The sequence below is a fragment of the Prochlorococcus marinus CUG1435 genome (assembly GCA_017644375.1).
Taxonomy (GTDB): domain Bacteria; phylum Cyanobacteriota; class Cyanobacteriia; order PCC-6307; family Cyanobiaceae; genus Prochlorococcus_A; species Prochlorococcus_A marinus_AH.
The window spans coordinates 944,628-958,669 of the sequence record JAEPLP010000001.1; the positions used below are offsets into that span (position 1 = coordinate 944,628).

At 33.0% G+C, this 14,042-nt stretch carries 17 protein-coding genes and 1 tRNA gene; 6 read left to right on the top strand and 12 right to left on the bottom strand.

All coding sequences use genetic code 11. The annotated features are described in order from the left end of the window. Position 1: 1 nt before the first annotated feature. Both JJ844_05250 and JJ844_05255 read right to left on the bottom strand, forming a co-directional pair. The gene (locus JJ844_05250; protein MBO6975084.1) at positions 2-2,410 is read right to left on the bottom strand and encodes a UvrD-helicase domain-containing protein; all 2,409 of its coding nucleotides are present in this window, start codon (positions 2,408-2,410) and stop codon (positions 2-4) included. 22 nt (positions 2,411-2,432) lie between these two features. Then, a complete protein-coding gene (locus JJ844_05255) occupies positions 2,433-2,639 on the bottom strand; it encodes a hypothetical protein (GenBank protein ID MBO6975085.1) in 207 nt (68 codons plus the stop codon). A 178-nt stretch (positions 2,640-2,817) separates the two neighbouring features. On the opposite strand from JJ844_05255, the gene JJ844_05260 reads away from it, so the two are divergent. Then, on the top strand, positions 2,818-3,330 hold the full coding sequence (locus JJ844_05260) for an R-phycoerythrin subunit beta (GenBank protein MBO6975086.1): 513 nt from the start codon (positions 2,818-2,820) through the stop codon (positions 3,328-3,330). Here the strand turns inward: JJ844_05260 and JJ844_05265 are convergent. From JJ844_05265 to JJ844_05275, 3 genes are all read right to left on the bottom strand, one after another. Then, positions 3,314-3,865 (bottom strand): phycobiliprotein lyase, encoded by a 552-nt coding sequence (locus JJ844_05265; GenBank protein ID MBO6975087.1) that lies wholly within the window; start codon positions 3,863-3,865, stop codon positions 3,314-3,316. The genes JJ844_05260 and JJ844_05265 overlap by 17 nt on opposite strands. Beyond that, a complete protein-coding gene (locus JJ844_05270) occupies positions 3,840-4,019 on the bottom strand; it encodes a hypothetical protein (protein MBO6975088.1) in 180 nt (59 codons plus the stop codon). The genes JJ844_05265 and JJ844_05270 overlap by 26 nt, the downstream gene beginning before the upstream one ends. Before the next feature lie 117 nt (positions 4,020-4,136). Then, the gene (locus JJ844_05275; GenBank protein ID MBO6975089.1) at positions 4,137-4,772 is read right to left on the bottom strand and encodes a VTT domain-containing protein; all 636 of its coding nucleotides are present in this window, start codon (positions 4,770-4,772) and stop codon (positions 4,137-4,139) included. 148 nt (positions 4,773-4,920) lie between these two features. Here JJ844_05275 and JJ844_05280 point away from each other — a divergent pair, with 148 nt between their 5' ends. Beyond that, positions 4,921-5,340, top strand: a complete 420-nt coding sequence (locus JJ844_05280; protein ID MBO6975090.1) for a hypothetical protein — start codon at positions 4,921-4,923, stop codon at positions 5,338-5,340. 87 nt (positions 5,341-5,427) lie between these two features. Here JJ844_05280 and JJ844_05285 read toward each other — a convergent pair. From JJ844_05285 to psbB, 7 genes are all read right to left on the bottom strand, one after another. After that, positions 5,428-5,500 (bottom strand) — tRNA-Phe (locus tag JJ844_05285). Between the two features lie 92 nt (positions 5,501-5,592). Next, complete coding sequence (locus JJ844_05290) at positions 5,593-6,822, bottom strand: sugar kinase (GenBank protein MBO6975091.1); 1,230 nt, start codon at positions 6,820-6,822, stop codon at positions 5,593-5,595. Positions 6,823-6,835: 13 nt separating this feature from the next. Next, positions 6,836-8,077 (bottom strand): methionine adenosyltransferase, encoded by a 1,242-nt coding sequence (locus tag JJ844_05295; GenBank protein ID MBO6975092.1) that lies wholly within the window; start codon positions 8,075-8,077, stop codon positions 6,836-6,838. Between the two features lie 136 nt (positions 8,078-8,213). Continuing rightward, positions 8,214-9,305 (bottom strand): 30S ribosomal protein S1, encoded by a 1,092-nt coding sequence (locus tag JJ844_05300; GenBank protein ID MBO6975093.1) that lies wholly within the window; start codon positions 9,303-9,305, stop codon positions 8,214-8,216. A 108-nt stretch (positions 9,306-9,413) separates the two neighbouring features. Continuing rightward, entirely contained in the window at positions 9,414-9,893 is a 480-nt protein-coding gene (gene nrdR / locus JJ844_05305; GenBank protein MBO6975094.1) for a transcriptional repressor NrdR, read from the bottom strand. A 98-nt stretch (positions 9,894-9,991) separates the two neighbouring features. Beyond that, a complete protein-coding gene (locus JJ844_05310) occupies positions 9,992-10,090 on the bottom strand; it encodes a photosystem II reaction center protein T (protein MBO6975095.1) in 99 nt (32 codons plus the stop codon). 23 nt (positions 10,091-10,113) lie between these two features. After that, positions 10,114-11,637: a photosystem II chlorophyll-binding protein CP47 gene (psbB, locus tag JJ844_05315; GenBank protein ID MBO6975096.1), complete on the bottom strand. Its 1,524-nt coding sequence runs from the start codon at positions 11,635-11,637 to the stop codon at positions 10,114-10,116. Positions 11,638-11,860: 223 nt separating this feature from the next. Between psbB and JJ844_05320 the strand changes: the two genes are divergently transcribed. The 4 genes from JJ844_05320 to JJ844_05335 all read left to right on the top strand — a co-directional run bounded on the left by JJ844_05320 (position 11,861) and on the right by JJ844_05335 (position 13,964). Next, positions 11,861-12,223 carry a (2Fe-2S)-binding protein gene (locus JJ844_05320; protein MBO6975097.1) on the top strand — a complete coding sequence of 121 codons (363 nt, stop codon included), beginning with the start codon at positions 11,861-11,863 and terminating at the stop codon, positions 12,221-12,223. A gap of 102 nt (positions 12,224-12,325) precedes the next feature. Then, positions 12,326-12,478 (top strand): photosystem II reaction center protein PsbM, encoded by a 153-nt coding sequence (gene psbM / locus JJ844_05325; protein MBO6975098.1) that lies wholly within the window; start codon positions 12,326-12,328, stop codon positions 12,476-12,478. A gap of 11 nt (positions 12,479-12,489) precedes the next feature. Next, complete coding sequence (gene prmC, locus JJ844_05330; protein MBO6975099.1) at positions 12,490-13,359, top strand: peptide chain release factor N(5)-glutamine methyltransferase; 870 nt, start codon at positions 12,490-12,492, stop codon at positions 13,357-13,359. A gap of 23 nt (positions 13,360-13,382) precedes the next feature. After that, positions 13,383-13,964, top strand: a complete 582-nt coding sequence (locus tag JJ844_05335; protein MBO6975100.1) for an L-threonylcarbamoyladenylate synthase — start codon at positions 13,383-13,385, stop codon at positions 13,962-13,964. The last annotated feature ends 78 nt before the right edge of the window (positions 13,965-14,042 follow it).

Here is a 14,042-nt window from a genome sequence, read left to right on the forward strand (position 1 = left end):
TTTAACTTACATAACGAATTGGAGCTAATCTGGGATCTAGAATTTTACTTCCTTTATCACCAAATTTTACTGCTAAAGATATTTTTTCCCCACTCCCAAAAATATGGATGATTTCACCTTTCCCAAACTTTGAGTGAATTAGCATATCTCCAACCATCCAGCTTTTTCCTTTACTAGGACCTGAATATAATTTCCTTACTGCATTTATTGGTTTGTTAACAAATTCATTTGGATTGTTTCGATCAACTCTAGTTAAACGATCAAGATGCCAATCTCTTCTAATTGAAGCACCACCAGTTTGTGGTAATTCGCCATCCATTAAATCTTCAGGTATTTCCGAAAGAAATATTGAAGGAATTGTTGCTTCACGCATTCCACCCCATAATCTTCTTTCTCTGGCATGACTTAAGAAAACTCTTTCTTTAGCTCTAGTAATACCTACATAGCATAATCTTCTTTCCTCTTCAAGAAGTGAGGGAGTATCTATTGATCTATGGCTAGGGAAGAGACCTTGTTCTAGCCCAGTGATAAAAACATTTTGAAATTCTAAACCTTTACTATTATGCAGAGTCATTAGAGTTACAGAGTTAGGATTATTTTTCTGCGTATCATTATCAGTTGTTAAGGCTGCTGTAGAAAGAAATCCCTCTACATCTCCACTTTCTGTTTCTTCTTCATATTGAGTAGCTGCATTAATTAGTTCTTGTAAGTTATTTCTTCTATCTTCAGATTCTTCAGTCCCACTAGAGAGCAAGTCACTTAAATAACCACTTTTTTCTAATATAAGTTGTAGTAGTTGAGCGGGACCTGAATTTTCTAGGTAACACAGTAGATCATTCATAATTTCAGTAAATTTATTAATTCTTTTTGATGATCGGCCTATTGTTTCTTCAAGACTTTGCTTATCATTAAGAACCTCCCATAATGGGATATTTAAACTATTAGATAGTTCATTCAGTTTTTGAATAGTAGTCTTACCAATCCCTCTTCTAGGGACATTTATGATGCGTAAAAGACTAACGTTATCTGAAGAATTAACCAGAACTTTCAAATATGCTATTGCATCTTTAATTTCTCTTCTATCATAAAAACGCAATCCTCCAAAAATTGTATAAGGAATGCGCCACCTTACAAGAGATTCTTCTAAAACTCTCGACTGAGCTCTGGTTCGATATAAAATTGCAAAATTTTTCCAAATTGGGTTTTGATTATAGTTGTTGAGTGATTTTATTTTATTGGTAATTGCTTCTGCCTCGGAAATTTCATCATCACAGCTGAGTAACGTTAAAAGTTCCCCTTTTTCTTTAGTAGCCTTTAAAACTTTGTCAATTCTTTCAGAGTTGTTTTCAATTAATGAGTTTGCAGCATCAAGGATATTGGAAGATGACCTATAATTTTCTTCTAATTTAATTAAAGATGATTTTGTATCGTCGTTGATTGAAGTTTTAAAATCTTCTTGAAAACCAATTAAAATTCTGAAGTCAGCTGCTCTGAAACTATAAATACTTTGATCAGCATCCCCAACTACAAAAATTGACCGATCTTCCCAATTGAAGAATTTTTTTGGTTCAGTATTCCCAACCGTAATTAATTTTATAAGTTCATATTGTGTTCTATTTGTATCTTGATATTCGTCAACTAAAATATGTTTAAATCTTTTGTGCCAGTAATCTCTGACTATATCATTTTGCCTCAATAAGAAAACAGGCAAAAGCAGAAGATCATCAAAGTCTAAAGAATTATTTTTTGAGAGCGAAATCCTATATCTCTTGTAGGCTTCTGCAACTGTTTTATCAAAATTATTATCTGCTTTTTCTAAAAGATCATTAGAAGTAAAGCATTGATTTTTAGCATTACTTATTAATCTTTTAATCTTTTTGGGATCATACCTTTTTGGGTCAAGATTCATATCTTGACTGATAATTTCTTTTACTAATGTTTGAGAATCTGTTTCATCATAAATTGAAAATTGTCTTGTCCATTTTAGGCCTTCTGGATCAGTATATTTTTCAATATCGTATCTCAGAAGTCTTGAAAATAAGGAATGGAAAGTACCGATCCAAAGGTTCTGAAGCCTCTCTTGGTTAACGTTTGCTCTTAATTGATTTTGCTCAATTTCTTTGAGAGTTGTCCAAGGCTGACCAAATTGATTAAAAGCTAATTCTTGGGCTAAAAGAACCTCTAATCTTGCTTTCATTTCTTTGGCAGCTTTGTTAGTGAAAGTGACAGCAAGAATGTTATAGGGATCTATAGAGTTACCCTCAATAAGATTTGCAATTCTGTGTGTAAGAGCCTTAGTTTTTCCGCTGCCTGCACCCGCTACAACTAATAGTGGTCCATAAACATGTTTTACTGCTTGAAGTTGTTGATTGTTTAGGGACTTAAAAAGGAAATTGTTGGTTTGAGGCACTTTTGGAAGGGTTTTTCAAAAATCAGACTTTACTTTGAGATTCGGATTCCATTTCTAGATCTTCTAACGCTTTTTTTAAATTTATAAGTTCATTATTGTTATTAATTATTTCTTCAAATTTATTTTGAGGCATCTTTAATTTCATACTTCTATCTAGAATTTCTTTTTCCAATCTCTTTTTATATGAGGAAATAAGTTTCTTAGATAATTTTAAATCCTGTTGATCCAAAATATTAATAAAAATGTAATTTTATATTAGCGGAAAAAAATTTTTTATTTGAATTATTTCAACTATCACTTTGGAATGAAGTTATTAATTAAGAAGCGTTGCGTTAAGTTTGAAATTGGATTGTTTTTACTAGCTTTGTATTATTCTTAAGATCGGTCTTTAAATTTTTACTTCAGGAATGTCAGTATCAAATAATAATCAACTATTGTCAGCCGATAAGAAATTAAATGATTTAAGCAATATAAAAGAATTTATTAATAGTGCAAACTCAAGATTAGATGCAATAACCTCAATAACCAATAATTCACATGCAATCGCAGCAGACGCTGTAACAGCAATGATTTGCGAAAATCAAGATTCACTTAATTCAAAAATATCTTTAAATACAACTAACAAGATGTCCGTTTGTTTAAGAGATGGAGAAATAATCCTAAGGATTGTTGCTTATCTTTTAATTTCTAATGACCAATCAGTTTTAGAAAAAAATTGTTTGAAGGATCTTAAAAATACTTATCTTGCTCTTGGAGTACCTTTAAGAAATGCAAGAAGGGTTTTTCAATTAATGCGAGATGCAACTATCTCTGATTTGAATTCAACAGTAAATAATATGCCTGGAAAAAAAGACTTTCTTCCTAAATTAATATCTGAAACTGAGTTTCAATTTGAAAGGATAATTACTCTTTTAAACTAGCTAAATTCCTTATCTCTGAAGTATGAGAAGTTTGTATAACTGAGTTATTTTCCAGATTTCTAATAGTAGAAAATCTGGATCTTACATGAGTGGATAAAAATGAAATTCTTTCTTCGGAAACTGTTGATTTATAAATAGTTTTAATGTGTAAATTATTTTGTTCATCAACAAAATAATTTGATGATGAAATAAAGGATTCTGTGTAACCTTTATTTCTTAAAACAATTCCTGAATTTTCATCTTTGGGTAAAAAAATCAGAATAGTTTCATCTCCCTCACTGATATCATCATTGTCCCAATCACTAATAGCTTGCCATTTTATAGAAATGGCTATGCTGTCTAGGTTTAAACTAAATTTATAATTTTTAAAAATTTCAACGACTTTTTTATTTTTTTTGTTGATATGTTTTATATATATTTTACTAGTTGAGTTTTCAAATTCCTGAAAAGCTAAAGTGTGAGTACTTCTAATAGATTTCCACTCTCCTATGCTTTTATCAATTAATTGATTAATTATTGTTAGGTTCTTCGTCAAGTTTATCTTCTACCGAATGATTTTCTGCTTTTTGTATCATTCTCACCATTGAATCCACCATTAATCTCTTTGCAGTAGTTACTTTTAATCCAGAAGGAGTAGTTGATATTTGTTCTCCAGGGCGATCATATGAAGTTGGTCTAAATGGAATCATCTAATAACTTTAAAAATTAATCGATTCCTATTCTTGCATGAATCATTATTTATATAGTTATTGTTTGCGAAAATGTCATATCTTTCTTCTTTGATTACAGAATTATCAACTGTTTTGTTATTTAGGCATTTTATTTTTTGCCAATCCTGAAATAGTCGCCAAAGCAAACATTCCCAATAGAGCAATCCCTAGAAATAATCCTGCTCCCTGGCTAACTCCAGCTCCTACTGCTACTAGTATAGAGTCACTGATTAGAAGACTTATTAATAATGCAGGAGTAAATATTTTCCAGCGAGTTCCTCCAATACCAATTGCGTAACTTAGAAAATCAAAAAGGCCAGTCATTAGTAGACCTGTCATAAGAAAGAAATTTTCTTCTAACTGGTTTTGATTGAAACTTTCAATCTTTTGCATTGCTTTCGGGCCTACTAAATTACGTACAGGAACCCGACCATAATTTCTTGCGATAAAGAAAGCAGCTTGGCAAAAAACGATATCAGAAAAGATTATTGTCATGTAACCTTTTTGAAATCCTAGTAATGAACCCGCTAGCAGAGAATAAGCTGAACTTGGAAGGGCAGGTAAAATAATACTTACTCCTCTGAGTATGAATATTCCAAAAGGAGCCCAAATCCCCATACTTTCTATTTTGTTCCTTAGAGGTTCAATCCCATAATTTTGGATTAAATAAATCAATACAACAAATATTGCTATAAAAAAAACTACTGAGAAAAATTTCTGTATTTTATTCATTACTTTTCTAATAAATTTATTGGAAGTAAATTCTTAATTTTAATATTTGATTCTATCTATAATAGAAATACTAATCAATAAAAATTTTTACAAATTTTTAATCTTTTATTTCCTACTAATAACAAATTTTTGTATTACATAAGTTGTCATGATTAATTCTAAGAATAAAGTTAATTCAATATTTTTTAGAAATTTCATTAATTTAGTCCTTTCGATTATCGTTTTCTTTTGTATTTCAATAAAAAAATCAGAAGTTTTGTCTCATGAATGGGTTGGAGTCCCTAAAAGTGAATACGGAGAGCAGTTATGGGATAGGCAAAGTATAAAAAGGAATGAGGATGGTTCTGTAAGAGTATTGAGTAAATTTATTCCCAAAACAAAAAGTGAAATTACTAAGGATATTCTCTATACAATGGATATAAATTGTTTTGAAAAATCATTTAGAGATGTTGATGTCTCAATAGATGAAACAAATAGTAATTTTAATGATTTAGCTAATTGGCAAGATCCAAATGGAGATAAACTGATTTTGGGTGTTATTGGTCAAGTCTGCAGAGTCGAAAACTAAAAATTTTAAGTTATAAAAAAACGAAAAAATAAAGAGTTCTCTATGATTTGAAAGTATAAAACCCTGTCAAAGACAGGGTTTTAAAGGTGCCAGGACCCAGATTTGAACTGGGGACACGGCGATTTTCAGTCGCCTGCTCTACCAACTGAGCTATCCCGGCTCTAACCTATATACTTTAAATTAAGATGTGTAGTTTGTGAAACCCTTTTAATTAAAAATTTTATATCTTCATCAAATATCTAAAAAAAACTTTTATTTTGAGTTCATAGCTAGCAAGGCTGTACCAAATGAAGTAGTTTTTTTACATGAAACTATTGGTATATTGATAATATTCTCTCTTATTTTTCTCCACTGAGGGTTTTTGGAACCTCCACCAATAGTAATAATTTTTTTTGGAAGTGAACCTGTTAGTTCGCCTAGCTTTTCCCATCCTTTCAATTCGATCTTAGCTAGACCCTCGAATAATGCATGTAAATAAAGTGAGTCGCTTACTGGCCTTGGACCAAGTATCGGCTTTAAATTAGAATCATTAACAGGAAATCTTTCTCCTTTACTATTAAGAGGTAAAAGATTTAAAGAAGTGTTTTTTGATGGATTTATTTGTCTACTGAGCTCTTTTATTTCTAAATCAGAGAAAAACTGCGACAATATACCACAGCCTGCGTTTGATGCTCCTCCACATATCCAATTACCATTTACTCTATGGTTTGTAATTCCTTGTTTTTTTATAGGATTATCAATAATTTTCTTAACTACAATAGTTGTTCCTAAAACTGTGAGACCATCTTCTTTGCCTAAACCTGCAGCTATTACACTTGCATTAGAGTCAGTAGTGCCTGAGATTAATATTAATTTCTTATTCAAGTTAAATCTCTCTGCTAAATCAAAATTCACTTGTCCAATAATTTTCCCACTTTTTATTATTTCAGGCAGGCATTTTCCCCATGAAGTATCGAGATAGCTTTTTGGCCATGATTTTTTTTTTAGATCCCAACCAAGTTTTAGATTATTACCTTCTTCTCCATAAGTCCAATCTTTTAAAAACCAACCAGTGATCCAATCAGATTGATGTCGTAAAAGTATATTTGTCCCATATTTATCTATTAGTTTTAATGCTTTAGCAAGACTACTGTATGGAGTTCGCAGATGATCTTCTCCAGAAGTTAATGATTCAATAAGGATCTTATGTTCATTACATGCTTGGTCATAAGATATTGCTTCTCCGATTGGCTCTCCTCGTAAATTTGATGCTGTTAAAGTTCCTGATGTGCCAGATATAGCCAATTTTTGAAGGTTACTTTTTACCTCAATAGGTAAACACCCTAAGAGTTTTTCACAAGAATTGATCCAAGAATTTGGATTTTTGAAGCTACATAAATAAGGAACTGAATTTGAATATACTAATTTCTTATGAAAATTTATTATGGATATTCTTGCGCCACTAGTTCCAAAATCTAATCCCCCATAAAAATTATCTGGCATAGAATAAATATTTTTATAAAAATACTTTGGAAGCCTCCGCTAATTGGGCTGCTTTTTCTTCTACTTTTTCCCAAGGGAGATCTAGATCTCTTCTGCCAAAATGTCCATAGGATGCAGTCTTTCTGAAAAATGTACCACCCAATCTTTGGGGTAGATTTCTTAGATCAAATTCTTTTATAATTGCTGCTGGTCTTAAGTCAAAGTACTTATTAATGAGCTCAGTCAAATTAGCTTGTGAAATAACGCCAGTATCAAAAGTTTCAACAAGAATGGAAATCGGTTTTGCAACTCCAATTGCATAACTTAATTGTACTTCTGCCTTTTTTGCTAATTTTGCCTTAACTATACTTTTAGCCACATAACGTGCTGCATAAGCAGCTGATCTATCCACTTTTGTGGGATCTTTACCAGAAAAAGCCCCTCCTCCGTGTCTTGCGTAACCCCCATAAGTATCTACTATAATTTTTCTTCCAGTAAGTCCGGCATCACCTTGAGGCCCCCCTACGACAAATTTGCCCGTGGGATTTACAAGAAATCTTGTTGTATGAATGTTTGGTTTTATTTCTAAATCTTCAGTAGCAGGAATTACAACATGCGTCCATAAATCTTCTTTTATTCTTTGACGAATTTCTTCTTCATTTGTCATACCATCTATCTCAGGATTATGTTGAGTTGAAATTAAAATGGTATTAATCGATAGTGGTACTCCATTTTTATAATCAATACTTACTTGAGTTTTACCATCAGGGAGTAGATAATTAAGCACGTTTTCATGCCTTACCTTAGAAAGTTGAATGGCTAATCTATGAGCCAAGCTAATCGGTAAGGGCATTAATTCAGGCGTCTCATCGCATGCATAGCCAAACATTATGCCTTGGTCGCCAGCACCGGTATTATCTTCCAAATCATCGTTAACATCATCTGCTTCGTTTACTCCTTGAGAAATATCTGGTGATTGCTCGTCAAGTGCTACTAAAACTGCACAACTATTTGCGTCAAAACCACCTGCTCTATAGCCCTCATATCCAATTTCTTTAATTACATTTCTAACAAGTTTTATATAATCGACTTTTGCTTTTGAAGTTATTTCTCCAGTAAGTAGACAAAGACCAGTGTTAACGACAGTTTCGCATGCAACTCTGCTTTCTGGATCTTCTGTCAATAAAGCGTCTAAAACAGCGTCACTAATTTGATCACATATTTTGTCAGGATGACCCTCAGTTACGGATTCTGAAGTGAAAATGAAATCACTCATTTACTAATAATTTTGGAATTAGGAAATATCCTAAATTAGATTATCGTTACAAATCAATTATTGTTAATTAAAAATACTTGTATAAGAATAATAAGGCTTAAGTTCTGATATTCGTGCACTAAATAAATAAGTGAAGTTATACTGTTTCAGATGAAGCTGAGGCGATCTCTTCGTTCTCGTCAGTTTGTTCAAATAACATTTGTTTATATTTAGCAGCCATTTCTTCAGCTTTACTAAAAACTTTTTGAGGGTCAGTTAGCATATCTCCTGGTTCAGGTTCAAGTGCTTTTGTAGACAATGAAATTCTTCCTCTTTCCGAATCAAGGTCAATGATCATAACTTTCATTTGGTCATTAACATTAAGAACATTATGTGGCGTCTCAATGTGTTCATGGCTGATCTCAGAAATGTGCAATAAACCACTAACTCCTCCAATATCGATAAAAGCTCCATACGGTTTAATACCTTTAACATTACCAACAACAACTTCGCCCACCTCAAGTCTATTCATTTTCTTCTCAACCAAAGCTCTTCTATGACTTAATACTAGTCTATTTCTCTCTTCATCAACTTCAAGAAATTTTAAAGGTAAGTACTCACCTTCTAAATCATCTTTAATTTTTCGTGCACTTATATGAGAGCCTGGGATGAAACCTCTAAGGCCTTCTACTCTTACAAGAGCCCCGCCTCTGTTTGTTGCAAAAACTTCAGAATAAATTGTTGCATCTTCTTTTTGGAGTTGTCTAACCCTTTCCCACGCTCTTTGATATTCAATTCTTCTAATGGAGAGGGCTAATTGGCCATCTTCATTTTCTTCGCTCATTATGAAGAATTCTCTACTTTCTGAAGGTTGTAAAACATCATTAAGTCCTTCAACTCTATTAATTGATACCTCCTGAACAGGCATAAAAGCAGCTGTTTTTGCCCCTATATCTATCATGGCACCTTTGGGCTCTAGAGCAAAAACTGTACCTTTAACTAAATCGCCTGGCTTAAAGTTATAGTCATACTTACCTAAAAGTGATGCAAATTCCTCTTGTGTAAATCCTGCGTTGTCAAAATCAGTATTTGTTCTGCTAGAAGAAGAATCTGCTGAAGGTATCTCGCTCTTCTCGAATGATAAATCTTCCTCATTTTGGGATGCTGAATCCTTATCTAAATCAGACGGATTTTTGATTTCTTGATCCTCAGAAATTTCTTTAATAGTTTGGGAAGAATTTTCGTTCATTTGTTGTATCGCAGACTACCTAAGGTAGTTAGAAAGGAATGCTATTAGCCTGCAAACCAATAGCAAAAGCATTTGTGTTATGTATTCTACACTTTAAGATGCTGAATTTTATGAAATTGATGCTAATTGGTTTTTTGAACCACTTTTTAGAGACTCAAGAGTTGAAATAAAATCTTTTACCCCATTAAATTTTCTGTAAACTGAGGCGTATCTTATATAGGCGACCTCGTTTTCTTTCCTAAGATTTTTAAGTATTAATTCTCCGATTTGTGAAGATTTAATATCTTTATTAGAGTCTTGAACGATTTGAGATTCAATCCCATCTACGAAATTAATAATTGCTTCACTACTGAAGTTAGTCTTTTCGCAAGCTCTTGAAATTCCAGTAAATAATTTTTGTTTATCGAATAATTCTCTACCCCCATCTTTTTTAATAACTGAAACAGGCATTGTTTCAACTCTTTCATAAGTTGTAAATCTAAAGCTGCAATTTAAACATTCTCTTCTTCTTCGAACACTTTTACCACTATCAGCAGATCTTGATTCCAAAACTCTGCTATCTGTGTTTTGACAGGTTGGACACTGCATGTAGTGAAATAAGGTGAACTGTAACTCTAATAGTAGAGTAAAATCCTAATTATGAAAAGTAAAAAAAAACCTCTTGTTAAAGAGGTTTTTTAATAACATCATTTTTTATCGAATTTAGGTGGATCTCTAAAGGCGACAGCAAAGAATAAAGTTACAACTGCAAGAGTTAAAATAAGAACGTATGCGAAAGCTTCCATAAGATTAAGTAATAAAGTTTAGTTTAAACCCTTCCTGGGATTCTTCTGGTGGTTTCGTCACCAAGTTTCTTGAATAAACCAAATTCAACTTGGTCGCCAATCTCAGCATCAATACCAGCAAAGGAATTTCTGTAAAGAGTCCTTGAAGCATGCCACCAGTGGCCAAACAAGAATAGCAATCCGAAACATAAATGTGCATATGTAAACCATGCTCTTGGTGAGCTTCGGAATACACCGTCAGATTTATAAGTCTCTCTGTCAAACTTGAATGCTTCTCCAAGTTGAGCCTTTCTAGCTAATCTTTTAACTACTGCAGGATCAGTAAATGTTTGTCCATTTAAATCTCCTCCATAGATAGTTGCAGTTATGCCAGTTTGTTCAAATGAATACTTTGCTTCAGCTCTTCTAAATGGAATATCTGCTCTAACATTACCTTCTTTATCTTCAAGTATAACTGGGAAGTTTTCAAAGAAATTAGGTATTCTTCTAACTTCTAATTCGTTACCTTCCTTGTCTTGGAAAGAAATGTGACCTTGCCAACCAGTTGGTAAGCCATCACCATTAACAAGAGCTCCAACTCTGAATAATCCTCCCTTTGCAGGACTGTTTCCAACATAATCATAGAAGGCTAACTTTTCTGGGATTGATGCATATGCCTCTTCTTTAGTGGCACCATCATCAATAGCAGCTTGGACCCTTCTGTTAATTTCAGTTTTGAAATATCCAGAGTCCCATTGATATCTGGTAGGACCAAATAACTCGACTGGAGTTGTTGCTGAACCGTACCACATTGTTCCAGAAACAACGAAAGATACAAATAGTACAGCAGCTAGAGCACTAGCAAGAACTCCTTCAAGACTTCCAAGTTTTAGTGCTCTATACAGCCTTTCTCCAGGTCTATTGGTTATGTGAAAAATACCTCCAATAATACCCATTAGTCCTGCCGCAATATGATTTGCAACTATTCCTCCTGGATTAAAAGGATTAAATCCTTCTACTCCCCATGAAGGGGCAACAGGCTCTACATGACCAGTTAAACCATAAGGATCTGAAACCCAAATCCCGACGTTTGCGCAATGAAAAGCTCCAAAACCAAAGCATGTTAGTCCAGCTAGAAGAAGGTGAATTCCGAATATTCTTGGCAAATCAAGAGCAGGCTCACCAGTTCTTGAATCTTCCCATAAATCTAAGTCCCAATATGTCCAGTGCCAAATAGAGGCCAGCATCAGTAGTCCACTAAACACTATGTGTGCCGCTGCAACCCCTTCAAAACTCCAGAATCCAGGATCAACTCCTGTAGCACCCGTAATATCCCATCCGTTCCAACTACTTGTGATGCCTAGTCTTGCCATAAAAGGCATAACGTACATTCCCTGTCTCCACATTGGATTAAGAACGGCATCAGAAGGATCAAAAATGGCTAATTCGTAAAGAGCCATAGAACCGGCCCAGCCGGCTAATAATGCAGTATGCATAAGATGCACAGCAAGTAGTCGACCTGGGTCATTAATAACTACTGTGTGAACTCGATACCAAGGCAATCCCATCGGTTAATTTCTAGTAACTATGCTGAATAAACAGCTAAACATCACGATAGTAAGGGTTTTTTAGTCTTTGAGGGATTTTTGTAAATAAATTTATTTTCTTGCAAAAATTGGGTAAATCAATAAGCAGAACAGGAGTTACAAGGAATTTTAAGCTAAAAATTGTTAATATTTTGGTCACAATTCTCAAAGTAAAACGCCAAAATAAGAAAAATAACTAAAAAAAATGGCAACTATCAGATTTATCCGTGAGGATTTAGAGGTTCAATGTAATCCTGGTGAGAATTTAAGAGAATTAGTAATGAAAGAGAATTTACAACTTTATGGATTAAAAGGAATTTTAGGAAATTGTGGCGGAGCAGGGCAATGCAGTACTTGTTTTATTTCAGTTGAAGGAGGAAGCAAAAATTCTTTAAGTCCTCTTACATCAGTTGAAGAAGAAAAACTTAAAAATAGACCAGAAAATTGGCGACTTGCATGCCAAACATTAGTTAAATCCTCTACAGTCATTTTAACAAAACCACAATCTCCACCTTCAAATTTTGAAGAACTTAAAAAAAATAGCGAAAATAAAAAATTACCTCGCTAATTGTTTAAGACTGTTAATTAGTTGATAAAAATTTGTTTATTTTTCCACTTTATTTCAAGTTATATGTCTATAGTCTTAATACCTAATAGAACTGTCAACTAAATGGAAACAACTAATTTCGGATTCGTAGCTAGCCTTTTATTTGTAGGGGTGCCTACAATATTCCTTATTGGTTTATTTATTTCTACTCAAGATGGCGAAAAATCAAGCTTCTACTCAGAATCTGGTAAAGGTAAGCTTGGCCCAAAACGCTAAAGCTTTTATAAATGCTAAGCATTTCTGTAAAAGAAATTTTATTTTGGAAAAAAACACAACTTTTTAAGGGTGGAGATCATGAATCTCTTGCTTTTTTACTTGATTCTGTAGGCGGTATATCAACCAGTGATCTAAACTCGCTTAGTATAAATCCTGATAGAAACTTATATTTAAAAAAAAACTTAGAATTTTTAGAGTCTGTTTGGGAAGATCATTTAACAAGATCTTCCCCGATTCAATACCTTTGCGGAATAACTTATTGGAGAGACTTAAAATTAAAAGTTACAAATAAAGTACTTATTCCCAGACCAGAGACGGAGATGATAGTAGATATTGTCTTCAATATATTTAATAGGAAGTCAGAGAAATTATTTTTTGCTGAATTAGGAACTGGATCAGGCGCTATAAGTATTGCGTTGGCATTGGCTTATCCATTTAGCGAAGGAGTGGCAACTGATATAGATCAAGACGCATTAGAAATAGCTACTAAAAATTATATAAATTCTTCCAAACAATCAAATTTGAAATTTTATTGTGGAAATTGGTGGTCACCTCTTGGAAATTTAAAAGGAAAATTAGACCTTGCTATTTCAAACCCGCCATATATTCCTAAAGATACTTATGAAAAATTACCCAAAGAAGTTAAAAATTTCGAACCTAAAGTTGCTTTATTAGGTGGTGAAGATGGATTAAAACACATTAGGGAAATAATACAAAAAGCACCAATATTTCTAAAAGAGAAGGGCTGGCTAATTTTAGAGAATCATTTTGATCAAGGCGAAAAAGTAAAACAACTTTTTATTAAAAATAAATTTACATCAATAGAAATTGTGAAAGATCTTTCAGGTATTGGTAGGTTTACCATTGGAAGATATAAATAAATTATTAAAAGTTTATGATCTAAATGAATTTAGTAGACTGCAAATCCGCTTTGAAGACTCTTAAAAGTGGTTTACCTATAATCTTCCCAACTGACACATTACCTGCGATTGGATGCTTGCCAAAATTTTCAAATATTATTTATGAGTTTAAAAAAAGGGATAGAGATAAACCCTTAATTCTTATGGGGTCAGAACATAAACAATTAATTGATTATGTTCACGAATCAGCTAAAGAAGATTACGAAAATATAGCTTCAAAATATTGGCCTGGAGCTCTGACAATGGTTATTCCTGCTTCAGAAAAGCAGACTACTATCCTCACAAGCAATGATCTTACCCTTGGGTTGAGGATTCCAAATTCATATATGGCTCAATCTCTCATGAGAGAAACAGGTCCATTGTTAACTTCAAGTGCAAATATTTCAGGTTTTAAAGGATCTATTACAGTTGAAGGTATTGCTCTAGACTTCCCTTCTGTAAAGATTTTGGGTCCTATCCCCTGGGGCAAAAGAAGTGGAAAAGCAAGTACTATAATATTTTGGAAGAAAAGTGGAGATTGGAGACTCATTAGAGAAGGAGAAGTATTAGTAAGGGAATTGTATTAATGTTTTTATTATTATTTTTTGTTTTATTGATTCAATTTTTTACTTATTGGATATTTGAACCCCTTGCATCTTTTTTAG

Coding starts and splice junctions, on each gene's coding strand:
- nrdR (MBO6975094.1), bottom strand. CDS start 9,893: ATGCAGTGTCCAACCTGTCAAAACACAGATAGCAGAGTTTTGGAATCA.
- JJ844_05270 (MBO6975088.1), bottom strand. CDS start 4,019: ATGATTCCATTTAGACCAACTTCATATGATCGCCCTGGAGAACAAATA.
- JJ844_05290 (MBO6975091.1), bottom strand. CDS start 6,822: ATGCCAGATAATTTTTATGGGGGATTAGATTTTGGAACTAGTGGCGCA.
- JJ844_05335 (MBO6975100.1), top strand. CDS start 13,383: ATGAATTTAGTAGACTGCAAATCCGCTTTGAAGACTCTTAAAAGTGGT.
- prmC (MBO6975099.1), top strand. CDS start 12,490: ATGCTAAGCATTTCTGTAAAAGAAATTTTATTTTGGAAAAAAACACAA.
- psbB (MBO6975096.1), bottom strand. CDS start 11,637: ATGGGATTGCCTTGGTATCGAGTTCACACAGTAGTTATTAATGACCCA.
- JJ844_05280 (MBO6975090.1), top strand. CDS start 4,921: ATGATTAATTCTAAGAATAAAGTTAATTCAATATTTTTTAGAAATTTC.
- psbM (MBO6975098.1), top strand. CDS start 12,326: ATGGAAACAACTAATTTCGGATTCGTAGCTAGCCTTTTATTTGTAGGG.
- JJ844_05275 (MBO6975089.1), bottom strand. CDS start 4,772: ATGAATAAAATACAGAAATTTTTCTCAGTAGTTTTTTTTATAGCAATA.
- JJ844_05260 (MBO6975086.1), top strand. CDS start 2,818: ATGTCAGTATCAAATAATAATCAACTATTGTCAGCCGATAAGAAATTA.
- JJ844_05310 (MBO6975095.1), bottom strand. CDS start 10,090: ATGGAAGCTTTCGCATACGTTCTTATTTTAACTCTTGCAGTTGTAACT.
- JJ844_05295 (MBO6975092.1), bottom strand. CDS start 8,077: ATGAGTGATTTCATTTTCACTTCAGAATCCGTAACTGAGGGTCATCCT.
- JJ844_05300 (MBO6975093.1), bottom strand. CDS start 9,305: ATGAACGAAAATTCTTCCCAAACTATTAAAGAAATTTCTGAGGATCAA.
- JJ844_05320 (MBO6975097.1), top strand. CDS start 11,861: ATGGCAACTATCAGATTTATCCGTGAGGATTTAGAGGTTCAATGTAAT.